The sequence below is a fragment of the Amycolatopsis australiensis genome (genome assembly GCF_900119165.1).
GTDB lineage: Bacteria > Actinomycetota > Actinomycetes > Mycobacteriales > Pseudonocardiaceae > Amycolatopsis > Amycolatopsis australiensis.
Window position 1 is genome coordinate 6,149,613 of record NZ_FPJG01000006.1, and the last position, 24,517, is coordinate 6,174,129.

The 24,517-nt window shown below is 73.6% G+C and carries 29 protein-coding genes; 15 read left to right on the plus strand and 14 right to left on the minus strand.

Translation table 11 applies throughout. The features are described from left to right. Positions 1-651 carry a response regulator gene (locus tag BT341_RS30030; RefSeq protein WP_177328923.1) on the plus strand — a complete coding sequence of 217 codons (651 nt, stop codon included), beginning with the start codon at positions 1-3 and terminating at the stop codon, positions 649-651. Here the strand turns inward: BT341_RS30030 and BT341_RS30035 are convergent. Continuing rightward, positions 532-1,113, minus strand: a complete 582-nt coding sequence (locus BT341_RS30035; protein WP_072479471.1) for an RDD family protein — start codon at positions 1,111-1,113, stop codon at positions 532-534. The two genes, BT341_RS30030 and BT341_RS30035, sit on opposite strands and share 120 nt — an antisense overlap. A gap of 158 nt (positions 1,114-1,271) precedes the next feature. Between BT341_RS30035 and BT341_RS30040 the strand changes: the two genes are divergently transcribed. Beyond that, positions 1,272-2,933: an alpha/beta fold hydrolase gene (locus BT341_RS30040; RefSeq protein ID WP_072479472.1), complete on the plus strand. Its 1,662-nt coding sequence runs from the start codon at positions 1,272-1,274 to the stop codon at positions 2,931-2,933. Here the strand turns inward: BT341_RS30040 and BT341_RS30045 are convergent. Together BT341_RS30045 and BT341_RS30050 are read right to left on the minus strand one after the other, a co-directional pair. Next, complete coding sequence (locus BT341_RS30045; RefSeq protein ID WP_072479473.1) at positions 2,914-4,116, minus strand: MFS transporter; 1,203 nt, start codon at positions 4,114-4,116, stop codon at positions 2,914-2,916. The two genes, BT341_RS30040 and BT341_RS30045, sit on opposite strands and share 20 nt — an antisense overlap. An 18-nt stretch (positions 4,117-4,134) precedes the next feature. Then, on the minus strand, positions 4,135-4,986 hold the full coding sequence (locus tag BT341_RS30050; protein WP_072479474.1) for a helix-turn-helix domain-containing protein: 852 nt from the start codon (positions 4,984-4,986) through the stop codon (positions 4,135-4,137). A gap of 114 nt (positions 4,987-5,100) precedes the next feature. Here BT341_RS30050 and BT341_RS30055 point away from each other — a divergent pair, with 114 nt between their 5' ends. Together BT341_RS30055 and BT341_RS30060 are read left to right on the plus strand one after the other, a co-directional pair. Further along, complete coding sequence (locus BT341_RS30055) at positions 5,101-6,159, plus strand: aldo/keto reductase (protein ID WP_072479475.1); 1,059 nt, start codon at positions 5,101-5,103, stop codon at positions 6,157-6,159. A gap of 69 nt (positions 6,160-6,228) precedes the next feature. Further along, positions 6,229-7,425, plus strand: coding sequence for an amidohydrolase family protein (locus BT341_RS30060; protein ID WP_072479476.1), 1,197 nt, complete (start codon positions 6,229-6,231; stop codon positions 7,423-7,425). A gap of 189 nt (positions 7,426-7,614) precedes the next feature. On the opposite strand, the gene BT341_RS30065 is transcribed toward BT341_RS30060, so the two are convergent. Further along, entirely contained in the window at positions 7,615-8,466 is an 852-nt protein-coding gene (locus BT341_RS30065) for a C1 family peptidase (protein ID WP_072479477.1), read from the minus strand. 270 nt (positions 8,467-8,736) lie between these two features. On the opposite strand from BT341_RS30065, the gene BT341_RS30070 reads away from it, so the two are divergent. Then, positions 8,737-11,460, plus strand: coding sequence for a helix-turn-helix transcriptional regulator (locus BT341_RS30070; RefSeq protein WP_072479478.1), 2,724 nt, complete (start codon positions 8,737-8,739; stop codon positions 11,458-11,460). A 6-nt stretch (positions 11,461-11,466) separates the two neighbouring features. Here BT341_RS30070 and BT341_RS30075 read toward each other — a convergent pair whose 3' ends face one another. Next, on the minus strand, positions 11,467-12,279 hold the full coding sequence (locus BT341_RS30075) for an alpha/beta hydrolase (protein ID WP_072479479.1): 813 nt from the start codon (positions 12,277-12,279) through the stop codon (positions 11,467-11,469). Positions 12,280-12,335: 56 nt separating this feature from the next. On the opposite strand from BT341_RS30075, the gene BT341_RS30080 reads away from it, so the two are divergent. Next, the gene (locus BT341_RS30080) at positions 12,336-12,941 is read left to right on the plus strand and encodes an SGNH/GDSL hydrolase family protein (RefSeq protein WP_072479480.1); all 606 of its coding nucleotides are present in this window, start codon (positions 12,336-12,338) and stop codon (positions 12,939-12,941) included. 280 nt (positions 12,942-13,221) lie between these two features. Here the strand turns inward: BT341_RS30080 and BT341_RS30085 are convergent, their stop codons facing one another. Continuing rightward, positions 13,222-13,917, minus strand: a complete 696-nt coding sequence (locus tag BT341_RS30085) for a helix-turn-helix transcriptional regulator (protein ID WP_072479481.1) — start codon at positions 13,915-13,917, stop codon at positions 13,222-13,224. Positions 13,918-14,033: 116 nt separating this feature from the next. Between BT341_RS30085 and BT341_RS30090 the strand changes: the two genes are divergently transcribed. From BT341_RS30090 to BT341_RS30105, 4 genes are all read left to right on the plus strand, one after another. After that, complete coding sequence (locus BT341_RS30090; protein WP_072479482.1) at positions 14,034-14,558, plus strand: DUF2231 domain-containing protein; 525 nt, start codon at positions 14,034-14,036, stop codon at positions 14,556-14,558. 27 nt (positions 14,559-14,585) lie between these two features. Next, positions 14,586-14,990, plus strand: a complete 405-nt coding sequence (locus BT341_RS30095) for a hypothetical protein (protein WP_072479483.1) — start codon at positions 14,586-14,588, stop codon at positions 14,988-14,990. Positions 14,991-15,075: 85 nt separating this feature from the next. Then, a complete protein-coding gene (locus tag BT341_RS30100) occupies positions 15,076-15,420 on the plus strand; it encodes an STAS domain-containing protein (RefSeq protein WP_072479484.1) in 345 nt (114 codons plus the stop codon). Positions 15,421-15,483: 63 nt separating this feature from the next. Beyond that, positions 15,484-15,891, plus strand: coding sequence for a DUF6924 domain-containing protein (locus BT341_RS30105; protein WP_072479485.1), 408 nt, complete (start codon positions 15,484-15,486; stop codon positions 15,889-15,891). Positions 15,892-15,913: 22 nt separating this feature from the next. Here BT341_RS30105 and BT341_RS30110 read toward each other — a convergent pair whose 3' ends face one another. Continuing rightward, the gene (locus tag BT341_RS30110) at positions 15,914-16,633 is read right to left on the minus strand and encodes an SDR family NAD(P)-dependent oxidoreductase (RefSeq protein ID WP_072479486.1); all 720 of its coding nucleotides are present in this window, start codon (positions 16,631-16,633) and stop codon (positions 15,914-15,916) included. A 55-nt stretch (positions 16,634-16,688) separates the two neighbouring features. Between BT341_RS30110 and BT341_RS30115 the strand changes: the two genes are divergently transcribed. From BT341_RS30115 to BT341_RS30120, 3 genes are all read left to right on the plus strand, one after another. Beyond that, positions 16,689-17,240 (plus strand): MarR family winged helix-turn-helix transcriptional regulator, encoded by a 552-nt coding sequence (locus tag BT341_RS30115; protein ID WP_245805152.1) that lies wholly within the window; start codon positions 16,689-16,691, stop codon positions 17,238-17,240. A gap of 326 nt (positions 17,241-17,566) precedes the next feature. Then, on the plus strand, positions 17,567-17,728 hold the full coding sequence (locus tag BT341_RS44510) for a hypothetical protein (protein ID WP_143168675.1): 162 nt from the start codon (positions 17,567-17,569) through the stop codon (positions 17,726-17,728). 58 nt (positions 17,729-17,786) lie between these two features. Further along, positions 17,787-18,287, plus strand: coding sequence for a hypothetical protein (locus tag BT341_RS30120; protein ID WP_072479487.1), 501 nt, complete (start codon positions 17,787-17,789; stop codon positions 18,285-18,287). 5 nt (positions 18,288-18,292) lie between these two features. Here BT341_RS30120 and BT341_RS45550 read toward each other — a convergent pair whose 3' ends face one another. From BT341_RS45550 to BT341_RS30130, 3 genes are read right to left on the minus strand one after another with little or no spacing between them, the layout of a single operon-like run. After that, complete coding sequence (locus BT341_RS45550) at positions 18,293-18,457, minus strand: hypothetical protein (protein ID WP_177328924.1); 165 nt, start codon at positions 18,455-18,457, stop codon at positions 18,293-18,295. Between the two features lie 32 nt (positions 18,458-18,489). After that, the gene (locus tag BT341_RS30125; protein WP_072479488.1) at positions 18,490-18,966 is read right to left on the minus strand and encodes a DinB family protein; all 477 of its coding nucleotides are present in this window, start codon (positions 18,964-18,966) and stop codon (positions 18,490-18,492) included. Next, a complete protein-coding gene (locus BT341_RS30130; protein WP_072479489.1) occupies positions 18,950-19,603 on the minus strand; it encodes an SAM-dependent methyltransferase in 654 nt (217 codons plus the stop codon). The genes BT341_RS30125 and BT341_RS30130 overlap by 17 nt, the downstream gene beginning before the upstream one ends. Before the next feature lie 67 nt (positions 19,604-19,670). On the opposite strand from BT341_RS30130, the gene BT341_RS30135 reads away from it, so the two are divergent. After that, positions 19,671-20,258 carry a helix-turn-helix domain-containing protein gene (locus BT341_RS30135; protein ID WP_072482259.1) on the plus strand — a complete coding sequence of 196 codons (588 nt, stop codon included), beginning with the start codon at positions 19,671-19,673 and terminating at the stop codon, positions 20,256-20,258. Positions 20,259-20,267: 9 nt separating this feature from the next. On the opposite strand, the gene BT341_RS30140 is transcribed toward BT341_RS30135, so the two are convergent. From BT341_RS30140 to BT341_RS30155, 4 genes are all read right to left on the minus strand, one after another. Beyond that, entirely contained in the window at positions 20,268-20,861 is a 594-nt protein-coding gene (locus BT341_RS30140) for a LutC/YkgG family protein (protein ID WP_072482260.1), read from the minus strand. After that, positions 20,858-22,300, minus strand: coding sequence for a lactate utilization protein B (locus BT341_RS30145; RefSeq protein ID WP_072482261.1), 1,443 nt, complete (start codon positions 22,298-22,300; stop codon positions 20,858-20,860). The genes BT341_RS30140 and BT341_RS30145 overlap by 4 nt, the downstream gene beginning before the upstream one ends. Positions 22,301-22,317: 17 nt before the next feature. Further along, on the minus strand, positions 22,318-23,037 hold the full coding sequence (locus BT341_RS30150) for a (Fe-S)-binding protein (RefSeq protein ID WP_072479490.1): 720 nt from the start codon (positions 23,035-23,037) through the stop codon (positions 22,318-22,320). A 78-nt stretch (positions 23,038-23,115) separates the two neighbouring features. Then, entirely contained in the window at positions 23,116-23,397 is a 282-nt protein-coding gene (locus BT341_RS30155; RefSeq protein ID WP_072479491.1) for a helix-turn-helix transcriptional regulator, read from the minus strand. Between the two features lie 186 nt (positions 23,398-23,583). On the opposite strand from BT341_RS30155, the gene BT341_RS30160 reads away from it, so the two are divergent. Beyond that, the gene (locus tag BT341_RS30160; RefSeq protein ID WP_072479492.1) at positions 23,584-24,498 is read left to right on the plus strand and encodes a TerC family protein; all 915 of its coding nucleotides are present in this window, start codon (positions 23,584-23,586) and stop codon (positions 24,496-24,498) included. Positions 24,499-24,517: the final 19 nt, after the last annotated feature.

A 24,517-nucleotide genomic window follows, 5' to 3' on the forward strand; every position in this document is an offset into this window, starting at 1 on the left:
GTGCCGACGCGAGTGCTGATCGCCGACGACCAGGCGATGGTCCGCGCGGGGTTCCGCCTGATCCTCGAGGGCGAACCGGACATCGAGGTGGTCGGCGAGGCCGCCGACGGCGACCAGGCGGTCCGCCTGGCCCGGGAGCTGCGCCCGGACGTCACGCTGATGGACATCCGGATGCCCGGCGTCGACGGGCTGCGCGCGACGGAGCTGCTGGCCGGCGCGGGCGTCCCGGACCCGCTGCACGTCGTGATGGTCACGACGTTCGGGCTCGACGAGAACGTGCACGCCGCGCTGCGGGCCGGCGCCTGCGGGTTCCTGCTCAAGGACGCCGGGCCGAACCTGCTCGTCGAAGCCGTGCACGCGGCCGCCCACGGCGAGGCGCTCGTCTCCCCCGCGATCACCACCCGGCTGCTCGCCCACTTCGCGCGCCGCGACACCCGGCGTGCCGCCGAACCCACGACCCCGCTCACGCCGCGGGAGCTCGACGTCGTGAAGGCCGTGGCGCGCGGCGCGACGAACGACGAGATCTGCCGCTCACTCGTGGTTTCGCTGCCCACCGTCAAGACCCACATCGGCGCGGCCAAGCGCAAGCTGGGGGCCCGCAACCGCACCGAGATCGCCATCTGGGCGTGGGAAAGCGGACTCGTCGGCTGAGCCGCCGGAGCCGTCACGGCGCCGCGGGACCCGCACGACGACCGTGCGCGCGACGACGTCGCCGAACCGCTGCCGCCGTCGCGTCACCAGCATCACCACCACGCCGGTCAGTCCCCACGCGAAGCCGTCGACCACCATCAACAGGTCCCGGACGACGAACGCCCCCAACGACGGGTGGCCGCCTTCGACGGTCCTGACTCGCAGGCGCAGCCAGCGCATCGCCGGTGTCTGGCCGCCGTGCCGGTACGGCCACCACGTGTTGAGCAGCTGGAGGCCGGCGAAGTCGAGCGCCAGCATGGTGTAGAGGACGACCTTCAGGAACGTCAGCAACCCGGGGCCGTGCGGGTGGAACAGCCAGACCACGGCGATCGCCAGCAGCAGCATGGGCACGAAGACGAGCATCTCGTCCAGCACGAACTGCGCGAGGCGGCGCCCGACGACACCGATCCCCGAACCGGTCATGCGCCCATGATCGCGGCTGCGGCGGGCGGCCGCGCGCTGAGTGGCCTCATACCCCGGGCGGAGGCGGGCGGCGCGACTTCGTCCCACGGGCTGATCACCGCCGGCCGCGGCCGGGCCAGGCTCGGGCGCACCCCACCCGGCGACGGAAGGAACCCCCGGTGCGCATTTCCCGGACAGGACTGGCGGCCGCGACGGCTGCCCTCTTCGCGGCCGCGGTGCCCGCTGCGGCCGCGGACCCGCTCACGCCGTACACGACCCAGCAGCTCCAGTGGGGCGACTGCCCGTTCAAGCCGGGCGCGGACGACGCCGCGGTGCAGTGCGCGCTCGTCACCGTGCCGCGCGACTGGGCCGACCCGGCCGCGGGCACCGACCTGACGGTGTCGATCAGCCGTGCCGCCGCGACCGGCGAACGGCGGGGCGCGCTCCTGCTCAACCCGGGCGGGCCGGGCGGCCAGGGCACCACGCTGGCCGGCCCGCTCGCCGCGCTGGAACCGTCCGTGCACCGGCTCTACGACTTCGTCGGCATGGACCCGCGCGGCACCGGCCATGCGGGCACCGACGACAAGGGCTTCCAGTGCCAGGTCCCGGTCGGCAGGCTGCCGCAGGGCCCGCTCGACGCCCGCGACCGTTCGGCCGCGAGCATCGCGAACCACCAGCAGGTGCCGCGCGCGGTCGCCGAGGCGTGCCAGAGCGACGCGCTCGCGCCGTACGTGACGACGTGGCAGACCGCGCACGACATGGACCTGATCCGCACGCTGCTGGGCGACGAGAAGCTGAACTACCTCGGCTACTCCTACGGCACGTGGCTCGGCGCCAAGTACGCGTCGCTGTTCCCGGAGCACACCGGCAAGACCGTGCTCGACTCCAGCGTGAACTTCGAAGGCCGGCTGCAGGCGGACTTCGAGGCGTTCCCGGTGATCGACCAGCGGCAGTTCGACGACGTCTACCTGCCGTGGCTGGCCCGCAACTTCACGGCCCAGCTGGGTGGCACGGCGGCCGCGGTCAAGGCGAAGTGGGAACGCGTCCGCGCGTACTACGGCAGCCACGGCGTCTCCCCCGACACCTACGACGGCATCTTCGTCGGCAACGGCAGCGAACTGCGCTGGCTGCTCGGCGCGCTGGTCCTCCTGCAGGGCGCGGCGGCGCTCGACGGCACGCCGGCCACTCCCCCGCCGGTGCTGGCCGGCCGGCTCGACGCCGCGGCGCGCCAGGCGTTCGGCGTCCCGGCCGCCGCGGTGACCCCGGCCGTGGTGGCCGCGTCCGCGCCGGACTACACCCGGGCGCCCGGCACCCGCTACGCCGTCGCGTGCGGTGACCAGCCGACCCGCCCGGCCCCCTGGTACAAGCGGCTGTCCGACCGGCAGGGCCCGGCGTACCCGCTCTTCGGCTGGGCCTACGGCCTCGGCGAGACGTGCGGCTTCTGGTCGGACGAGCCGCGGCACGCGCTGCCGGACGTGCCCGCGTCGGTGGCGGGGAACATCCTGGTGGTGCAAGGGGAATTCGATCCGCAGACCGGCTACGAGCAGGCTTCGTCGGCGGCGCGGGCGGCCGGCGTGCCGCTGGTGTCGGTCGACGACTCGCCGTTCCACGGCCAATACGCGCTGGGCGGCAACCCGTGCGTCGACGGGCTGGTGAACGTGTTCCTCACCAGGAACTCCCGGCCCGGCAGCACGACGTGTCCCGGTGTCCCGCTGCCGGGCGAGGACGAGGTCCACCCCGTCGCCGGGCCGGTGCGCGGCACGGCGGCCGTCCAAACGCGACTGTCCGGCGACGCCGTGCGCACCCGGGTGCAGGACGAAGTCAGCGCGGTGAACCGCTGACGGCGCGGCCGCGGCGCGCCAGGTGCGCCGCGGCCAGCACGCCCGCCACGAGCGCGGCCAGCACCCCGGCGAAGACGTACGTCCGGCCCAGGCCGGCCGCGTCGATCACCGGCTGGGCGAGCAGGGGTGAGGCGAACTGGCCGAGGAACAGCGCCGAGGTGAGCAGGCCCAGCGCCTTCGTCCGGGCACCCGGCGCCACCGACGCGACGACCCAGCCGTTGACCGTCGGGTTCTGCAGGCCGATGCCGAGGCCGACCACGACCATGCCGATCGCCGCCGTCGCGAGGCCACCCGCCAGGCCGATCACCACCAGGCCCGCCGCGAACGCGGCGAACATGCCGGTCGCCAGTCCCGGGAAGCTCCACCTCGTCCGCAGCCGCGGGAAGTTGAGCCCCACCAGCGTCATCACCAGGTTGACCGCGGCGATGAGCGCGCCCGCGGCGGCCGGGCCCGCGCCGCCGACCTGCGCCAGCCAGAACGGCGCCTGCGTCGGCACGGTGTAGAACACCACCACGCCGAGGAACATCACCGCGTACAGGCCGAGCAGCCGCGGCTGCCACGGCGACTCCGCCGTGGCCTCTTCGGCGGCGGGCTGGGCGACGGCCTCGGGCACGAACCGGAGCACCAGGACCAGCAGCGGCACCGCGAGGAGGTAGACCGCGAACGGCCCGCGCCAGCCGGCCGCGGCGAGCAGGCCGCCCAGCAGCAGCGCGACGACGCCGCCGAACCCCATCGCCGCCCCCTGCAGGCCCAGCACCCGGCCGTGCTCGGTGACCGGGTGGTGGTCGGCGAGCAGCGCGGTCGACGTCGTCATGACACCCGCGATCCCGACGCCGAGCAGCGCCCGCCCGGCCAGCAGCGCGGGCAGCGAGTCCAGCACCAGGCCGGAGCCACCGCCCACGGTGTACAGCACGAGGCACGCGGCCAGCACGCGGACCCGGCCGATCCGGCCGCCGAGCCGCGCCAGCAGCGGCGCGGACACCATGATCGCCAGCCCCGGCAGGGTCAGCACGAGCCGCACCAGCAGCTCGGCGTGCGCTTCGGCGGCGAAGTGCCGTTCCATCCCGGGCAGCGCCGGGGTGATCGTGGCGCTGGCCATGATGGTCATGGTGCTGACGCCGAGCAGGGTCGCCAGCAGGGACCGCGGCGGGCGGCGCACCTCGGTGAGCATCGTCTCCGTCATGCCGCCGACGGTAAGACCTCAACCTTTGTCGAGGTCAACATCCGGGGCGCGCAACCGGTCCATCGCGGACTGGCTCGCCGCGTCCGCGGCCCGGTAGATCACCAGCAGCTGGTCCGGATCCTGAAGGGGCGCAAGCGTTTCGTACTGCACGGCGAACTCGCCGGCGACGGGATGCCGCAGCCGCTTGCGCCCGCGTCCGCTGACCTTGACGTCCCGCTCGGCCCACAGCCGGGCGAAGTCCGCGTCACGGGCGGTGAATTCGGCGATGAGACCGGACAGGGCCCGGTCGCCGGGGTGCGCGGCCCACGCGGCGCGCAGGTGGGCGATCCCTTCCCGCACCACGCGTTCGCGGTCGACGTAGAACTCGCGCACCTGCGGGTGCAGCAGGCACAGCCACATCGCGTTGCGCCGCGACGGCGGCAGGGTGGCGAAGTCCACCAGCAGCCGCGTCATTTCGGCGTTCCAGGCGAGGATGTCGTAGCGGTGGTTCATCAGCATGGCCGGCAGCGGTGCCAGATCGGTGACGAGCCGGGCCAGCGGTGGCGCCGCGGCGGTGGCGGGCTCGCCGCCGGTGCGGGGGCGGTGGCCGGCCAGGTCGAAGAGGTAGGCGCGTTCGTCCGGCGTCAGGCGCAGCGCCCCGGCCAGTGCCTCGGCCACCTCGGCCGACGGCCGCAGCCCGCGGGCCTGCTCCAGCCGCACGACGTAGTCGACGCTGACGCCGGCCAGTTCGGCGACCTCTTCCCGGCGCAGTCCCGGCGTCCGCCGGGCCCGGCGCGGCGGGAGGCCGAGGTCGCCCGGGTCCAGGCGTTCCCGCCGGCTCCGCAGGAACGCGGCCAGCTCCTGGGTCCGGTCCACGGTGCTGGTGATCATGGCGTGTGCAACGGCCGGGGTGGGACGCGTGTTCCCAGGATGTTCCTTCCCTTACCCCGGGCCCGCGGCGATCGCAGACTCGGTCCCGCACCGATCACGAGCACAGGAGGACCGATGTCGCTCACCCTCGACACCTACCGGCTGCTGGGCCGCTCCGGGCTGCGGGTCTCACCGCTGGCGCTCGGCACGGCCACCTTCGGCACCGAGTGGGGCTGGGGCGCCGGGCAGGACGACGCGCGCAAGCTGTTCGACACCTACGTCGAGCGCGGCGGCAACTTCGTCGACACCGCCGTCACCTACACCGAAGGCAGCGCCGAGCGCATGCTGGGCGAGTTCGCCCGCGGCCGGCGCGAGAGCCTGGTGCTGGCCACGAAGTACACGACGCTGCGCCGTCCCGGCGACCCGAACTCCGGCGGCAGCCACCGCAAGAACATGTTCGCGTCGGTGGAGACCAGCCTCCGCCGCCTGGGCACGGACTACCTGGATCTGCTCTACCTGCACGTGTGGGACTTCACGACCCCGGTCGAGGAGATCCTGCGCGGCATGGACGACCTCGTCCGCCAGGGCAAGGTCCGGTACCTGGCGATGTCCAACGTCCCGGCGTGGGAGATCTCGCGCATGCAGGCGATCGCCGACCTGCGCGGCTGGTCGCCGCTGATCGCGCTGCAGATCGAGTACAGCCTGATCCAGCGGACCGGCGAACGCGACCTCATCCCGATGGCGCGCGAGCTGGGGCTGGGCGTGCTGCCGTACTCGCCGCTGGGCGGCGGGGTGCTGACCGGCAAGTACGGCCGCGCGGACCTGACCGCGCCGAGCACGGCCGAGAGCACCCGCAAGAGCTTCAACGCCGCCCAGGGCATGGTCACCGAGCGCACCCTGGCCATCGCCGACGTCGTGCGGGAGGTCGCCGCGGAGCTGGACCGCACGCCCGCGCAGGTCGGGCTGGCCTGGACGCTGCGCAACCCGGCCGTGACCGCGCCGGTCGTCGGCGCCCGCACCCCGGCACAGCTCGAGGACAACCTGGGCGCCCTCGAGGTCGAGTTCACCGGCGCGCAGCTCGCCCGCCTCGACGAAGCGAGCGCGATCGACCCCGGCATCCCGCACGGCCTGCTGACCGGCGGCTTCGGCCGCCAGGTGACCCGCGGCGAGCTGGCGATCGAACCCCGGCGCTGAGGATCTCCGTACCCCGGTTCCGTAGTTGCCCCGACGCCCCGGACGCCGTCCGCGGCGATCGTGTCCGCCATGACGAAACAGCTTGTGGTGACCGAGCGGCGCCGGCTCACGGCGGTCCGGGCGGCTCGGTTGTTCGACGGCGTGGGTGCGGCCCTGGTCCCGGACCCGCTGGTGGTGCTCGACGGCGCCACGATCCTGGGTGTCGAGTCCGGCGGGACGGTGCCGGCAGGGGCCGACGTCGTGGACCTCGCCGGGACGACGCTGCTGCCGGGCCTGGTCGACACGCACGTCCACCTGGCCTTCGACGCCAGTGCCGACCCGGTGGCCCGGCTGGCCGCCCGCGACGACGACCAGGCGCGGGAAGCGATGGCCGAGGCCGGGCGGGCGTCGCTGCGGGCGGGCGTGACGACGGTGCGGGACCTGGGCGACCGCGGCTACCTCTCGCTGGCGCTGCGCGAGCGGGCCGGCCAGCCGACGGTGGTCGCCGCCGGGCCGCCGATCACCAGTCCCGGCGGGCACTGCCACTTCCTCGGCGGAGCCGCCGAGGCGAGCGAGGCCGGGGTGCGGGCGGCGGTGCGCGAACACGTCGAGCGTGGCACCGACGTCATCAAGATCATGGCCAGCGGCGGGACGATGACGCCCGGCACGCGCCAGGAGGACGCGCAGTTCGACCGGGACGTCCTGCGGGCGGCGGTCGACGAGGCGCACCGCCACGGGCTGCCGGTCACCGCGCACGCGCACGGCACGGCGGCGATCGTGGACGCGCTCGCCGCCGGTGTCGACGGCATGGAGCACGTGACGTTCTGGTCCCCCGCCGGCGTCGACCATTCCGAGGAACTGCTGCGGGCCCTGGTGGACCAGGGCGTGGCGATCGGGGCGACGGTCGGCATGGTCCCGGTCGAGGGCCTGGCCCCGCCCGCGGAGATCGCCCGCCGCCTGCCGGCGGTCACCCGGAACTACCGGCGCCTCCACGAACTGGGCGCGCGGGTGGTGGCGGGCACGGACGCGGGCATCGCCCCGGTGAAGCCGCACGGCGTGCTGCCGTGGGCACCGCTGATGCTGCGCCAGATCGGGCTGTCCCCGGCGGAGACGCTGCGGGCGATCACGTCGGTCGCCGCCGGCGTCTGCGGGCTGGCGCACCGCAAGGGCCGTGTGGCGCCGGGCTTCGACGCGGACCTGCTGGCCGTCGACGGCGATCCGCTGGCCGACCCGCGTGCGTTGCTCCGGGTGCGTGCGGTCTGCGCGCGAGGGACGTGGGTCGCATGAGGGGGTTGCGGAAGGTCTGGGACGTCGTGGTGGCGGGTTTGGCGCGGGCCGCGTGGTTTCCCGCGCCGATCTGGCCGGCGGGCCCGAAGTCGCGGTGGCCCGGCGAATCTCGCTGAGGCGCGTTGCGGACCGAGGAGAGCCGAGCGTCCGTCCGGCCGTGGCCAGGCGGACGCTCGGCTGCCGGATCGGTCAGCCCTGGGCGAGCGGGCCCATCGCGTGGATCTCCATCACGTCACCGGTGTCGAAGAAGCTCCACGGCACCGTCACGAACCCGCCGTCGCCCCAGTTGGCGCCCCACGAGTTTTCGATTTTCACGCCCTGGCTGTTGTAACCGACGATGGTGACCTCGTGACCGCCGACGATCGGGTCGCTGCGCTGATCGCCGGGCAGATAGCTGTAGTCCGAAGCGGACCGGGCGTCCAGGTCCATGAAGCTCTGGTGCACCTGGAAACCGATCGGCACCGGCTTGCCCTGCGAAATCGCGTTTTGGATCGCGGTGCGCGCGGAACTGCCGCTGGTGGGCAGCTCGGTGAAGCCGGAAAGCCGGTAATGGGCGGCGTTCGCGCGCTCGGCGGCGTCCGGCTGGGTGGTGTAGTCGAAGTCGCCCTGCCAGTAGTCGCTCTTGGTGTCGATGCCCTGGTTCTGTTCCATCGGCAGCGCGACGGAGGCGGTGGTGCCCTCGTCGTTGCCCTTCGCGATCTGCGAGTAGATGAACATCGGCGCCATGGGCGCGCCGTCGACGTTCTGCTCGTTCGTCAGGATTCCGTAGCCGGTGTAACCGGTGGCCCACGTGACGCAGGAGCCGACCTGGCCCTGGTCGCCGGGCGCCGGCGCGTACTGCGAAAGGTCGTAGCTCGCCGGGGCGCGCAATGCCTGTGGCGCGGCCAGGTGCGCGGTGCTGTGGTGCGCGCGGGCCGCGGCGAGGTTCAGGCCCAGCCCGTGCGCGAGGTGGTGATGCTCGGCCGCCGCCGCGGCAGCGGTCGTGGCCGACAGCCCGGCCAGCGCGACGGCGACGACGCCGACAGCTTTCTTGAAGTCCACCGGTTTTCCTGTTCTCGAAAAGGGAATGGGGAAAAGGGAGGGAATGGTTCCCGATGTTTGTGCGACGAATCGCGTCGGAGGCGACAGTAGGGTGTCGTTGGAGTTTCACGGAACCCGACGAAGGTATGTTCCTCGGATACGAAGACACGTCTTACGTCGGAATTCGGGCATCGGGAACGGCGTGCCCTTGCCGGCAACGGGGAATTCGGCGCCGCGCCCTCGGATGACAGGTGCGGCTGATCAGGCCGGCGCGCCGTATCGTATGGGCGCATGGAGCTCGGGCGGGGCTTCGTCGGGCGGGCCGGCGAACTGGACCTGCTGCGCGGCCGCCTCGACGAGGCCAGAGCCGGCCGCGGCGGGCTCGTGCTCGTCGTCGGCGAGCCCGGCATCGGCAAGACCAGCCTGGCCCGGGAGCTGACCCGGCACGCCGGGCAGGCCGGGGTGCCGGCCGGCTGGGGGCGGGCCAGCGACGACCAGGGCAGCCCGCCCTACTGGATCTTCCGGCAGCTGGCCCGCTCGCTCGGCCGCCGGTTCCCCATCGGTGGCGCGGACGGCTCGCCGGAGGCGCGGTTCACCGCCTTCGAGACCTTCGCCGACGAACTCCGCGCCGCCGCTGCGTCCCACGGCCTGCTCGCCGTGCTCGACGACCTGCAGTGGGCCGACGCCGCGTCGCTCGCCCTGCTCGTGCACCTGGCCCGCGACCTCGACCGGATGCCGGTGCTGGTCGTGGTGACCTACCGGGACACCGAGACCACCGGCCGGGAGGCCCTCACCGCCGCGCTGGCGGCGCTGGCCCGCGAGCCGGTCCTGACCCGGATCCGGCTGGCCGGGCTGTCCGAGGCCGAGGTCGCCGCGCAGATCGGGACCGGCGTCCCGCCCGAATTCGCGAAACTGGTCAGCCGCCGGTCGGGCGGCAACCCCTTCTTCGTGACGGAGCTGGCCCGGCTCGCCGGCACGGCCGGAGAGGCGCTGCCCGACGGGGTCGCCGACACCGTCCGGGCGCGCCTGGCGCGGCTGAGCGAGCCGTGCCGCCGGCTCGTCGCCACCGCGGCCGTGCTCGGCGGCGAACTCGATCCGGCCGCGCTCGCCGACGTCACCGGCAGCCCCGTCGCCGACGTCCTGGCCGGGCTCGACGAAGCCACCGAAGCCGGCATCGTCACCGCGCGCGGCTTCAAGCACGACCTGATCCGCGAGTCCGCGGCGACCGGCCTGCCGACGGTTGCGCGGCTGACCGCGCACGCCCGGATGGCGGCGTGGCTCGAGCGGCGCGACCCGTCCCGGACCCCCGCGATCGCCCACCACTGGCTGGAATCGCTGCCCGTCGGCGACGCGGCGCGGGCCGCGCGGTGGGCCGAGCGGGCCGGTGACCAGGCACTCGCGGAACTGGCCTGGGAACGCGCGGCGCAGCTCTACCGGCGCGCGCTCGACGCGGCACCCGCGTCCGCCGCCTGCCGGGCGCGGCTGCGGCGCCGGGAAGGGATCGCCCGCCTGCGCGGCGGCGAGATCGAACGCGGCTCCCGTGCCCTGGAAGCCGCCGCGGCGGCGGCGCGGGAAGCCGGTGACCCGGCCGCGCTGGGCGAGGTGGCGCTGGCCGTGGAGGGCCTGTCCGATCCGTGGGGCAGCTTCAACGGCGGCAAGATCGCGCAGGAGGCGCTCGCGCAACTGCCGCCCGGCCACGACTCGCTGCGGGCGCGGCTGCTCGCCCTGTACGCGGGCGAAGCCGGATTCCTCGGCGGCGGCGAAGCGGAGGCGGCGTCCGCCGAGGCCCTGGCCATCGCCGAGCGGCTGGGCGACCCGGATGTGCTCCGCTCGGCGTTGCGCGCCCGGCAGATGGTGCGCTCGGATCCCGGCGGCGTCCACGAACGGCTCGCCCTCGCGCGTCGCATGGTGGCCCTCGGCGAAGCGGCCGACGACGCCGACGCCATGCAGTGGGGCCGGCTGTGGCGGTTCGACGCGCTGCTCATGCTCGGCAGGCTCGGCGAAGCCGAGCACGAGCTCACCGCGGTCCGGCAGCTGGCCGGACGGCTGCGCCGCCCGCTCGCGCGGTGGCACCTGCTGCGCAGCACCGCCACGATCGCCATCGCCCGCGGCCGGTTCGGCGAAGCCGTCGAAGCGCTCCAGCAGAGCTTCGCGCTCGTCGCCGACGAAGCGCACATGTCCCTGCGCGGGGTGCCGATCACCGTGCTGGCGACCATCGCCGGGCTCACCGGCCGCGCGGAGCTCGTGACGCCCGCGATGTACCGGGTCTTCGCCGAGCACGCGCCGCCGTTCGTCGGCTTGATGCACGCCGGGTGGCTGCTGCTGGCGGGTGACCGGGCCGGGGCGTGCGAGCTGTACCGGCGGGCTTCGGTCGGCGAGCCGGTCCCGGTACCCGCGACGCTGCCGGTCGCCGCCACGGCCGTGGAGCTGGCCGCCGAGTTCGGGCCGCCGGCGGCGGTCGAGTCGGCGGCGGCGATCCTGCGTCCGCACGCGGGGCTGTTCGTCACCGGCGGCGCCGGCTCGATCGTCGTCACCGGCTCGGTCCGGCGGTACCTGGGTCTCGCCGCCGCGTCCGCCGGACGGCTCGGCGAAGCGGTCCGCGAGCTGAAGCTCGCGGTCGCGGCCAACGACGAAGCCGGCACGCCGCCGTATGCCGCGCTGGCCCGCTTCGATCTGGCGAAGGTGCTCGCGCGGCGCGACCGTCCGGGCGACGCGGCCGAAGCGCTCGGGCTGGCCGCGTCCGTGTCGGCCACGGCCGCGCGGCTCGGGATGGCGCCGCTGCGGCGGGCCACCGAAGCTCTGACCGCGTCCCTGCGCGGTGACACCCCGGGCCCGTTGACGCGGCGCGAACGGGAGGTCGCCGCCCATGTGGCCGACGGGCTGACGAACAAGCAGATCGCCGCCCTGCTGCACATTTCCGAGCGGACGGCGGAAAGCCACGTGCAGCACATCCTCACCAAGCTCGGCTTCACCAACCGCGCCCAGATCGCGACGTGGGTGACAGCCGGCCGGTGACGGCCCTCAGCGCGGGACGAGCGACAGCACGGCGTCGACGATCTCGGGGCCGTCCAGCAGCACCGGATCGTTGTGGTCGGCTCCGGGAATCTCGACCAGCCGGGCCGACGCGGCCGCGGCGACGTCCCGGCTCTGCGCCGGCGGGACGATCGAGTCGCGGGTGCCCAGCACCACCACCGACGGCACGCGCAGGCGCGTGACCTCGTCCCGGACCGGGAACCGGTCGCGCAGCAGCAGCCGCACCGGCAGGTACGGGTGGATCTCGGCCGCCACGGCCGCGAGGTCGGCGAACGGCGACCGCAGGAGCAGCCCCGCGGGCGGGTGTTCGAGAGCCAGCTCGGTCACGACGGCGGACCCGAGGCTTTCGCCGTAGAAGAGGATCCGCCCGGCGGGGACGCGCCGGTCCTCGACCAGGAAGCGGTAGGCCGCGCGGACGTCGAGAGCCAACCCGGCTTCGCTGGGGTCGCCGGGATTGCCGCCGTAGCCCCGGTAGTCGGGCAGGAGCACGGCCAGCCCGGCCTGCGCGAGCTTCGCGGCCAGTGGCGCCCGGCCGGCGCGGTTGCCACCGTTGCCGCCCGCGACCAGGACCGTCGCCGCCGGGTCGCCGCCCGGCGGCCGGACGAACCAGGCGCCCAGCTCCAGTCCGTCGGCGGTGCGGAGGCGGACGTCCTCGCCGCCGGGCAGCACCACGCCGGCGGCGGCCACGGGCGTGGTGTCCGGGACGAAGACGAGCCGCCGCTGGAAGGTCCACAGCAGCGCCAGAGCCAGGACGACGACCAGCGCCAGCCCCAGCAGGACCCGCACGAGCGGCTGGGCCATGCGCAACCCCCTTCGCGCCGGGAAACAACGACACGGCGCCGACGTTGTAGGAGACGATGACCATTCTGCGCTTTTGCGTCCTCGGCGACTCGCTGGCGGCCGGAGTCGGCAGCAGCCGCGGCGAAGACACGCTCGGGCAGCGGCTCGCCCGGCGGCTGCGCGCCGCGGGCCACAGCGTCCGGCTTCGCGTGACGGGCGTGCCCGGCGCCCGGTCGGCGGACCTGGGCCGGCAGGTCGGCGCGGCCGTGCGCGACGGCGTGGACCTGGCGCTGATCGTGATCGGCGCCAACGACCTCGCGGGGTTCGTCAGCCCGGCGGCGGGCGCCCGGCAGCTGCAGGAGGCGGTCGCGCGCCTGGTCCGCGCCGGCGCCCGCGTCGTGGTGGTGCCGGCGCCGGATCTGGGGATCGTGTCGAGGGTGCCGGGCGCCTACCGAAGCCTGGTCTCGGCGGCGAGCGGCGAATACGCGCGGGTCCAGGCGGAAGCGGCGAGCCGGGCCGGCGGCGTGGTGGCGACGGCGGGACCGCGGCTCGCGGCCCGGTTCGCGGCGGAACCGGGCTTGTTCTCGGCGGACCGGTTCCACCCGTCGTCGGCGGGCTACGCGGCGATCGCGGAGGCGCTGGCACCGGAAGTCTTGGCCGCCGCGGCCGATCTCGCCGCCTGAGGCCGCTCCGGCAGCGGGCCACGCCGGGCCCGGGCCTGCCCGCTGCGCTGGGCCGATCCGCGTGGCCACGTCCGGCCCGGATCTCGCCGGCGCCCATGGCGCGGGCGGGCCACCAGTGACCCGGCCACGGCTCCGGCGCCCCCGCCGGAGCCGCGAACGGAGTGGCCGGGCCGATCACTCCGTCGCGGCTGGCCTGAGCTCCACGCAGCACTCACCCGCCCGCGGGCCCAGAACCGCCTCCACCGGCCCCCGCGAACAGCGTGCGACCGGCCCGGGCCGATCACTCCGTCGCGGCCGGCCTGAGTTCCACGCAGCACTCACCCGCTCGCGGGTCCAGAACCGCCTCCACCGTGCGTGCCTCGAGCCCCGCCAGCAGGCCGCTCATGAAGGCCTGGTTGATGCCGCACACCAGGTCCGGCGCCTTCGCCGCCAGCGGGTGGAACGGGCAGTTGCGCAGCCGCAGGCAGGTCGGGGCCTCGCGGCCCGGCTCGAAGCCGTGGCGCTCGACGATCGACGACGCCAGCGTCAGCGCCCGTTCCGTGCCCAGGCGGCCGGGGCGGGTCTCGGCGCGGGCTGCCGCGCCCAGGCGCTCGCCGTGGCGGTGTGCCGTGCGCAGTGCCGCGTCGCGCGCCGTTTCGTCGCCGCCTTCGTCCAGGACCGCGTCCAGCAGGATCTCCGCCAGGACGTCGTGGTGCCGCGGCGGGATGCTCACCCGCACCTCGAGATCCGACGGCTCGTACACCTTCGGCGCGCGCCCGACCTTGCGGACCCCGCCGGCGAACTCGTAGCGCGTCCGCAGCAGCCCGGCGTCGACCAGCTTGTCCAGGTGGAACGCCGCGAGCTTGCGGGAGATCCCGACCGCCTCCGCGGCCTCGTCGCGCGTCACCGGGTGCCGGGCCTGCCGGATGTGCGCGTACATGCCGCGCCGCAGCGGCTCGTCCAGCGCGGCCAGCGCGCCGATCGGCTCCCGGTCCATGGCTGCAGGCTAACACCGACGCACGTTTACGTAACTCCGATCGGGTAACGCTCGCCGGGCCGGGTTGACCACTCCCGGCAATAAGACCAAACTTCGTTGGCGAAAAGGAGCCTGACATGACGAACGAACTCGAACACGCGAAGCAGCCGGTGAGCGCCGTGCTGGCCGGCCCGTACGGACACCCGTTCCACCCGATCCTGGTCACCGTCCCGATCGGTGCCTGGGTTTCCAGCCTCGTGTTCGACATCGGGTCGCTGATCGTCGACGACCCCGGGTTCCTGGCCCGCGGATCGGTCTGGCTCATCGCGATCGGCGTCGTCGGGGCGCTGGCCGCGGCCCTGATCGGCACCCTCGACCTGCTGGCGGTCCCGACCGGTACCCGGGCGTTCCGCACCGGGCTGACGCACATGAGCCTCAACCTCGCCGTCACCGCCGCCTACGTCATCGGGTTCTTCTGGCGCCGGGCGTCTTCCGACGGGCCGGGAGCGGTCGGGACCGGCCCGCTGGTGCTGTCGGTGGCCGCGCTCCTCGCGCTCGCCGCGTCGGGATACCTCGGGGGAAAGCTCGCCTACCACTACGGCGTCCGCGTCGCCGCCGAATCGACCCAGGCCGAGGGCTACGCGACCCGCCACCCCGCCTGACCCACCACCACACCGAGGAGACCGATCATGAACATCGCCGCGCTCATCGCCTGGCTCGTCACCGCCGTGGGCGGCTTCGTGATGCTGGGCACGTGGATCGCCAAGGGCGGCACCCGCGAGCCGGCGCGCAGCCGCTTCTCCCCCGGGCTGATCTTCGGCCACTTCGCGCTCGCCGCGGCCGGGCTGGTCCTGTGGATCATCTACCTGATCGCCGGCGGCAAGACGCTGGCGTGGATCGCGTTCGTCCTGCTCGTGCCGGTGGCGGCGCTGGGCTTCACCATGCTGGCCCGGTGGCTCCCCGGCCGCCGCGCCCGGACCACCGACGCGCCGGAGCAGCACTTCCCCGTGGTCGTGGTCGGGGCGCACGGGCTGGTCGCGGTCGCGACGGTCGTCCTCGTGCTCCTCGCCGCGCTCGGCGTCGGCAACAGTTGACGCAGGCAACAGTTCGCGGGGTTGAGAGTCACGCGGTTTCCTCGTAGGTTCGAAGGAGCAGCCAGGACACACGAGGAACCGGGACATGGACGCCGAACCGAACATTCCGGCACTGGCCGGACCGCTGGAGATCCACACCGAGACCCGAGGCGACGGCGTCCGGACGATCCGGCTCGACGGCGCCGTCGACCTGACCGACCGCGACCGGCTGCACGCCGAGTTCGACGCGGCGCTGGCGGCCCGTCCCACGGCCGTGGAAGTCGACATGACCGGGGTCGGCTTCTGCAGCTCGACCGGCCTGGAGGCGCTGGTGCGCCTCCAGGCCAGTGCGCGCGAAGCCCAGGTGCCGGTGCGGATCCGCCCGACGGCCCGCCTGCGCCGGCTCATCGACATCACGGGCTTGAGCGACGCCCTGAACCTGACCTCCTGACCTCCTGACCCCGCCAGGGTGCGGGCGCGTCCGCGCGGGGGCCTGCGCCGCTAGGGTGCGGGCATGACGACGTTGCCGAGCAGCCCGGTCCTCGTCCGCACGTGGTTCGGGGACGACGACGCCTGGGCCGCCCTCGCCGAAGAAGCCCGCACCCCCAGCGAAGACGGCTTCCTCGCGCATCTCAGCCTCGTCGACGACCGGGCGTTCGAAGGCATGGACGCGGACGCGTTGCGGGCGAAGCAAACGGCCGGGCCGATCGTCTCCTTCCTCGCGGACGAGACGACCCTCACCAGCGCGGAGCACCCCGTCCTGGCGGTCTGGGTGCTGCCGCGCGCGGACGGCGGCTTCCGGCCGTTCCGGGTGCTGCCCGCCCACCTGTGGAGCGTGGAGAACAACATCAACCTGGCCAACATGGACTGGGCCGACTTCACCACTTCGACCGGCGAGGACGGCGTCTTCCGCGGGTTCTGACGAGCCGCTCCACAGTGGACGGTCAGCGCGTGGTGTGCGCGCCGCCGTTGACGTGCAGGGTCTGGCCGGTGATGTGCCGGGCGCCCGCCGAGGCCAGGAAGTACGCGGTTTCCGCGATGTCGCGCGGGTGCCCGGCCCGCCCGTTGTGCGTCGCCGCGATGAGCGCCTCCCGCCGCTGCTCGCTGAGCTGCCCGCGGAAGAAGTCCGTTTCGGCGATGTAGCCCGGCGAGATCAGGTTGGCGGTGAGGCCCTTCGGGCCGACCTGCGCGGAAAGCCCGGCCGTCCACGCGGCCAGCGCGGCTTTCGCCGCACCGTAGGACGAGGACGCGTATTCGGCGCCGATCGACCCGACGTTGACGATCGTGCCGCCCGGGCGCAGCTTGCCGAGCACCGCGGTGGTCGTCAGCACGGCGCTGAGCAGGTTGGCGTCCAGGTTCGCCCGCCACGCCGCGAGCACGCCCGGCAGCCCCGGCTCCGGTTCGGCACCGAGATCGGTGTTGCCGCCGGCCATGTTGACGACCACGTCGAGCTCCGGGCCCAGCTCGTCCGCCAGCCGGGTGACCTGCGCGGGATCGGTGGCGTCGCACGGGATGGGCCGGACGTCGAGCTCGGCGGCCGCGCGGTCGAGCTTGGCGGCGTCGCGGCCGGTGACGACGACGCTGTCGCCGTCCGCGCGGAACCGCGCGGCGACGGCCTTGCCGAGGCCGGACCCGCCTCCGGTGACCAGCACGATGCGACTCACAGCTACCTCCACCTCTGCTACGTTTAGCTCTAAACATAGCAACGGGAGGGCGACGGTGTCCAACGACAGCTACCCGATGGAAGCGATCCTGCGCTGGCCGGCCGCGGACATCGCGGCGGCGTGGGAGCGCGAGCTCCCCGGTGTGCGCACCGAATCGATCGAGGTCATCACGCCGGCGTGGCGCGTCGCCAAGCTCCTGGCCGACGACCGCCGCCGGACGCTGGCCGCATTGGGGATCGACCCGTCGACCCTGGACCTGCTGAGCGTGATCCGGCGGGCGGGACCGCCCTACGAGCTGACGACTCGCGAGATCACCCGCCGGACCCTGGTGACGGCGGGCGCGGTCTCGCAGCGGGTGGCGCGCGCGGAGGAGGCGGGGCTGGTCGAGCGAGCACCGTCGACGGCCTCGCGCCGAGCGGTGGGGGTCAGGCTGACGGAAGCGGGACATACGCTGATCGAGGCGACGGTACGCCGCCTGCTGGAGCACGAGGCGGACCTCATCGGCGCCTTGACGCGCGAGGAACGCACGACACTGACCGGCTTGCTCGCCAAGCTGGAGGCGAGCTTGCACGCCCGCGCGGAGTCCCGGGCCCGCGGGGAGAGGTGAGGTTCGAGGGCGCCGGGGCACGGCCGGAGCGGCCCGCAAGGAGGCGAACCTCGACGCCCGCACGGCCACGCCCGGCCTAGCCACTCCCCCGCGAATCCCGTCCCGAACTCCACCGGCCGCGCGGCCCTCCCGCGAATACCGCGGCCGCAAGCACCACCGACCACCCGGCCCAGGCCCCCGGCTACCGCAGCCCCAAGCACCACCGGCCCCCAGGTCACCCTGCACCCGGTCGCCGTCACCTCCGCGTGCGGAGCCGCCACCTCCGCGAGGTGTAGCTCGGCCGCCGGGCGGGTATCACTCCCGCCACCTGCAGAAGGGAAGCGGTCATGGGACTTCTCATCGGGCTACTCGTGATCTGGGCCGTCCTCGTGGTCCTCGGCATCGTCATCAAGGGCCTCTTCTGGCTGATCATCGTGGGCGCGGTGCTGTTCGTCGCCACCGCGGTGATCGGCTTCGTCAAGCGGGAGGCGCTCGGCAGGCGACACTGACCAGCCAGAAATGGTCGCTCGATCAGCGGGTCATCCGAAAGAGTGCTATTCGATCTCCATGACTGATTCAGCGAACTACCCGAACCACCCCGATTCCGCGACCACCGGCCACCCCGTTGCCGCCGAGCGGCCCAGCACCGTCGAAGGCGCTTTCTGGGCGTTCATCGCCTCGACGGTGCTCGGGCTCGTCGGCGGCGTGCTCATCTTCGCCAGTCGCGACGCGATCGCCGCCGCGTTGCGCGATTCCACCAGACGAAGCGGCGGCACCCTCACCGACGCGCAGATCGACCAGGCGGTGAACATCACGATGATCGTGGCGCTCGTGATCGCCGTGATCATCGCCGCGCTGTACCTGCTGTTCGCGTTCAAGCTGCGGGCCGGCCGGAACTGGGCGCGGATAGTGCTCACGGTCATCACCGCCCTGCAGCTGATCTCGCTGCTGGCCGGGCAGAGCACGGTCCTCGGCTACGTCAGCGTGGCCGCCGCCGTCGTCGGGGTGATTCTGTCGTTCCTCACCCCGTCGAATGCTTATTTCGCGGCGGCCGCGCGGATCCGCTGACCGATTCACCCTTCCGGTTCGTCGTCGTCCTCGCCGGGGACGATCACGTCGGGACCGGTGGCGCCGGGGCCGAATCCGTCGGCCGTTTCCGGCGCTCCCGGTCCCGGGTCGGCGGCCGCGATTTCCTGCTCGCCCACGTGCGGATCCGGTTCGAACGGCGAAGTCGTCATGCGGCCGGCATACCCGGCAGGCGGCGTTTCATTCACCGGCCGGTCGAGCCGTCGATCAGTTCGCGCAGGATGTCGGCGTGACCGGCGTGGCGGCCGGTCTCCTCGATCATGTGGACCAGCGCCCAGCGCATCGACGGCGGTGTGCCACCCGGCCGGGCCACCGGCTCGGTCAGGTCGGTGCACGCGTCGATCACCGCGTTGGCCTCCCGGACGGCGGCGCGGTAGCCCGCCAGCACCGCCGCCGCCGTCTCGTCCGGACGCGGCCGGAACGTGCCCGGCCAGTCCCGGGGACGTTCACCGAGGAAGGTGAACCGTTCGACGTGGGTGAGGTGCCGCACCAGGCCCAGCAGGGACGTCCCTGACGGCACGCCCGGCGCGCGGACGCGGGGTTCCGGCACGCCTTCGGCCTTGGCGGCCACGGCGGCACGCAGCTGGTCGAGAAAACCGCGCAGGACGTCCTTCTCGCCGGGCCCGGTCCGCGGGGGCGGGGTGTCACGTCGGCGGGGCATGAAAATCCTCCTCGGAGGTCCAGCGCGTCCGGCGGATCAGCAGCAGCTGGTCGACGACTTCGGCGCGCTGCCCGCCGGGCCCGGCCGCCCGCCGGGGAAGCACGTCGGCGCGTTCGACCGTCCACTCCCGGGGGTCGAGCGAGAGCGTCCCGGCCACTTCGCGCGGGGACGGCAACCGGTCGCCGGAGCTCCAGGACCACGGCGTGACCGACCCGTGGTCGACGACCAGCAGCCGTCCCCCCGGCGAGAGCGCCTCCGCGGCCCGCCGCAGGACCCGGGCTCGCGCGAGGGGGAACGGCGTGTGCAGGTACGGCACCGATACGAGGTCGAAGCGGCCCTCGGGGAACGTCTCGGCCAGATCGTGGCGCTCGGCCTTGACGCGGTGGCCGAGCCCGAGGCCGCGGGCCCGGCCGGTCAGGCGGGCGATCGCGACGCGGGAGAGGTCGGCCGCGGTCACGCGCCAGCCGCGCCGGGCGAGCCACAGCGTGTCACCGCCGGCGCCGCAACCCAGGTCGAGCGCCGTGCCCGGGCCGAGGGTGGCGGCGACTTCGGTGAGCCGGACGTTGGCGCGCGGCGCGGGCCGCCGGGTCCCGTAGTGCCGGTCCCAGAAGCGGGCGGCCTCTTCGGTGACGGTCATGCGGCCCACCTTGCCCCGCACCTGCCGGGGTGGCACGCCTTCTTGCGGTTTCGGCAAGATGGCCGGGGTGAGCGACGACTTCGAGGACGTGCTGCACGCCGTCGGCCCGCGGCTGCGGGCACTGCGCCGCGCCCGCGGGCTGACGCTCGCCGAGCTGGCCGTCACGACCGGCGTGTCGGAAAGCACGCTGTCCCGGCTGGAAAGCGGGCAGCGGCGAGCCACCCTGGAACTGTTGCTGCCGCTGGCCCGCGCCTACCGCGTCCCGCTGGACGACCTGGTGGGCGCGCCGCCGACCGGCGACCCGCGGATCCACTTGACGCCGATCCACCGGCACGGCATGACGTTCGTCCCGCTGTCGCGGCGGCCGGGCGGCATGCAGGCGTACAAGATGATCATCCCCGGCGACGGCCCGCGCGAGCCGGACCACCGGTCGCACGACGGCTGCGAATGGCTCTACGTGCTCCACGGGCAGCTGCGGCTGGTCCTCGGCGAACACGATCTGGTGCTGCCGGCGGGCGAGGCGGCGGAGTTCGACACGACGCTGCCGCACTGGCTGGGCAGTGCCGACGGGAATCCCGTCGAGCTGCTGATCCTCTTCGGACAACACGGCGAACGGGCCCACCTGCGCGCCCGCGCGGCGGCCCGCCGCCGGTGACCGAGCCCGTCAGGGGGCCACGAGGATGACGTGCAGGGTTCTCGGCCCGTGCACGCCTTCCACCCGCGTCAGCTCGATGTCGCTGGTGGCGCTGGGGCCGCTGATCCACGTCTGCGGGCGCGCCGGATCCAGCGCGGCGACGGCGTGCGGCACCCCCGGCACGATCTGGTCTTCGCGCAGCACGCACATGTGCACGTCCGGCACGAGGCTCAGCGCGCGACGGCCCTGTCCGCGGCCGTGGTCGAGCACGATGGTGCCGGTGGCGGCGATGCCGAGCGCGGCCGTGGTGACGACGGCGTCGAACCCGGCCAGCTCCGCCGTGGTCCGGACCGCGGACGCGGGCACGCCGTCCACCTCGGCCGGAAACCCGTCCGGCACCAGAACTTTCCGCGCGGGGCCCAGCGCCGCCCGGATCGTCTCCGGCAGCGAAGCGGTCGTGCAGCGGGTGAGCGTGGCGCGGTAGCCGGCCACTCGCTCGGCGAACAGCTCGACGAAGTCGTTCGCCACAGCCGAACGGTACCCGCGTGGAACGTCCACTTCGGACCGGTCGGCGTTCCGCAGCGCACCACGGACGGCCGCCAGGATCTCTTCGCGCGCGCTCATCGCTTCCGCCACCACACGCGGAACGGCTCGCGCGGCGGAGCGGGCAAGTCACGGGCGTTCGTCCACAGTGAACCGGGCCACGGCAGCCACGACACCGCGCGGCGGCCGCCCGGCAGCACCCGGCGCCCGAACCGGGTCACGGCCCGGTTCGCCACCGCCAGCCCGCGTTCGGCCCACCCGAGCCGCCGGACGTCGGACAGCACCCAGGAGGCCGTCTTCATCGCCACCGCCTCGGGTTCCGGCGGCCGGCCGCGGTGCGCGTCCACCACCCGGGATCGCAGGTGCACCAAGACTTCGGGGATGTCGATCCGCACCGGGCACGCCTCGAAGCAGGCCCCGCACAGACTGGAGGCGTAGGGCAGCGAGTCGGTCTGCTCGTCGACACCGACGCCCTTGAGCAGCGGGTTGAGGATCGCTCCGATCGGTCCCGGGTAGACCGAGCCGTAGGCGTGGCCGCCGGTGCGCTCGTAGACCGGGCACACGTTCAGGCGCGCCGAGCACCGGATGCACCGCAGCGCCTGACGGCCGACGTCGTCGGCGAGCGCCCGCGTGCGGCCGTTGTCCAGCAGGACCACGTGCATCTCCCGCGGCCCGTCCGCGGGGGCCGGTCCCGACCAGGTCGAGGTGTACGGGTTCATCCGCTCCCCCGTGCTCGACCGCGGCAGCAGCTGGAGGAAGACGTCCAGGTCGGACCAGGTCGGGACGACCTTCTCGATGCCGACCACCGAAACGAGCACCTCGGGCAGCGTCAGGCACATCCGGCCGTTGCCCTCCGACTCGACGACGACCAGGGTGCCGCTCTCGGCGACCGCGAAGTTCGCCCCCGACACGGCCATCTTCGCGCGCAGGAACTTCTCCCGCAGGTGCAGCCGGGCGGCGCCGGCCAGCTCGGCCGGGTCGTCGGTCAGGCCCGCGGGCGCCGGACGTCCCGCCGCGGCCATCTCGCGCCGGAAGATCTCCCGGATCTCCGCGCGGTTGCGGTGGATCGCCGGCACCAGGATGTGGCTGGGCAGGTCGGCGCCGAGCTGCACGATCAGCTCGGCCAGGTCGGTCTCCCACGCCGTGATGCCGTGCCCGGCGAGAACTTCGTTGAGCCCGATTTCCTGCGTCGCCATCGACTTGACCTTGACGACCTCGTCGGCACCGTGGTCCCGCGCGATCCCGGCGACGATCTCGCACGCCTCCCGCGCGTCCCGCGCCCAGTGCACGGTCGTGCCCCGGGCCCGCAGGGCGGCTTCGAGGGTCAGCAGGTGCTCGTCGAGCCGCCGCAGGGTGTTGTCCTTGATCGCCGCGCCGGCCAGGCGCAGTTCCTCCCACTCGACCACCTCGCCGACCACGGCCGCGCGCTTGGCGCGGATCGTGCCGGTGGCGTGCGCGAGGTTGCGGCGCAGCTGCGTGTCGGCCAGCGCTCGCCTGGCCGCCTCGGGAAACGCGGGCATGCCGACGAACGTGGCGCTCACGCGTCCTCCTCGGTCGAAGCCAGCACGTCGGCCAGGTGCAGCACGCGGACACCGGAACGCTGCCGCGAGAGCAGGCCGCCGATGTGCAGCAGGCACGAGTTGTCCCCCGCCACCAGCACCTCCGCCCCGGTCTCCCGCACGTGCCAGGTCTTGTCCGCGCCCATCGCGGTCGACGTCTCGGCGTTCTTCACCGCGAACGTCCCGCCGAACCCGCAGCACTCCTCCGCGGCGGGCAGCTCGGCGAGCTCGAGCCCGCGGACCGCGCGCAGCAGCCGCAGCGGCTTGTCGCCGACGCCCAGCATCCGCAGCGAGTGACACGTCGGGTGGTAGGTGACGCGGTGCGGGAAGCAGGCGCCCACGTCGGTCACGCCGAGCACGTCCACGAGGAACTCGCTCAGCTCGTAGACCGCCGGGCCTTCGCGGGGCGGGTCGCCGGCCCGCCGGGCCACGAGCGCGTGCTGGTGCCGCGCCGACCCGGCGCACGAACCCGACGGCGTCACGACGGCGTCGTAGCCCGCGAAAGCTTCGGTGAACGCGCGGACCACGGGCACGGCCTCGTCGAGGTAGCCGGTGTTGATCATCGGCTGGCCGCAGCAGGTCTGCGCCTGCGGGAAGTCCGCGTCCACGCCGAGGCGCCGCAACAGCCGGAAGACGGCCTTGCCGGTGTCGGGGAAGAGCGCGTCGTTGAGGCAGGTGACGAGCAGGGCGACCTTCATGCGTGCCTGCCGCGCATCGTGACCTCCGCGTTGAAAGCTTTCACAAGTTGAGCGTCCCGACGCTACTACGGCAGCTTATTACGTTTCAAGACGTCCGAAGGCGGCGATGAGGTCCGCCACCCGGTGGTGCGCTTCCAGCGGGTGGCGCAGCCGTCCTTCCGGATGCAGCGTGTAGTGGTTGCGCCGGCCGACCCGCTCGCGCTCGACGTAGCCGCCGTCGATGAGGTCCGCGAGGATGAGCTGCACCCCGCGTTCGGTGATGCCCACCCGCTCGGCGATGTCGTGCAGCTTGTGGTCCGGGTTTTCCGCCAGGCACAGCAGGACGTGCGCGTGGTTGCTCAGGAACGTCCACGAAGCCATGGCGGCAGCCTAGCCGTCCACACTTGACAGACGAAGCGCAGTTCGTCATTCTGGAGTGGACGGAGGGGAGTACCCGTCTCGGTCCGGCATCGTCAATCCGGCTGCCCCGGCGCAGACCCGGTGCCGGCGCCACCTTCGGGTGGCCGGGAAGACCTCCGGTTCGCCACCGAACCGGAGGAGTGTGCCGTGACCGTTCCGTTCTGGGCCTGGGCCGCTGTGCTCGGCGTCATCCTGCTCATGCTCGCGGTCGACCTGTTCGCCCACCGCAAGGCGCACGTCGTCGGCGTGCGCGAGGCGCTGGCGTGGTCCGGCGTGTGGGTGGCGCTGGGGGTCGCGTTCGGCGCCGTCGTCTGGTGGGCCTGGGGTGCGGAGTTCGCCGGCCAGTACTTCGCCGGCTACCTGATCGAGAAGTCGCTGGCCGTGGACAACGTGTTCGTCTTCGCGATCATCTTCGGGTACTTCGCCGTGCCGCGCGAGCACCAGCACCGCGTCCTGTTCTACGGCGTGCTCGGCGCCCTGGTCTTCCGCGCGGTCTTCATCGCCGCCGGCTCGGCGCTGCTCGCGAGCTTCGGCTGGGTCCTGTACGTGTTCGGCGCGTTCCTGGTGCTCACCGGCGTCCGGATGGCCCGGCACCGCGAGCAGGCCGTGGACTACGAGCGCAACGTCGTGCTGCGCGTGTTCCGCCGCCTGGTCCCGTCGACCGACACCCGCCACGGCGGCAAGTTCGTCGTCCGCGAGGCCGGCCGCCGGGTGGCGACGCCGCTGCTGGCGGTGCTGGTGCTGGTCGAGGTGACGGACATCGTCTTCGCGATCGACTCGATCCCGGCGATCTTCGCGGTGACGCAGGAGCCGTTCCTCGTGTTCACCTCGAACGCCTTCGCCATCCTCGGCCTGCGCGCGCTGTACTTCCTGCTCGCCGACCTCATGCACCGGTTCGTCTACCTCAAGCTCGGCCTCGCTCTGATCCTCGTCTGGGTCGGCGCGAAGATGCTGCTGCTGGAGGTGTGGAAGATCCCGACCACGCTGTCGCTGGCCGTGATCGGCGTGATCCTCGCGACCGCCGTCACCGCCAGCCTGCTCCGGACCCGCACCGCGAGCTGACCGGGTGTAACGGATCACC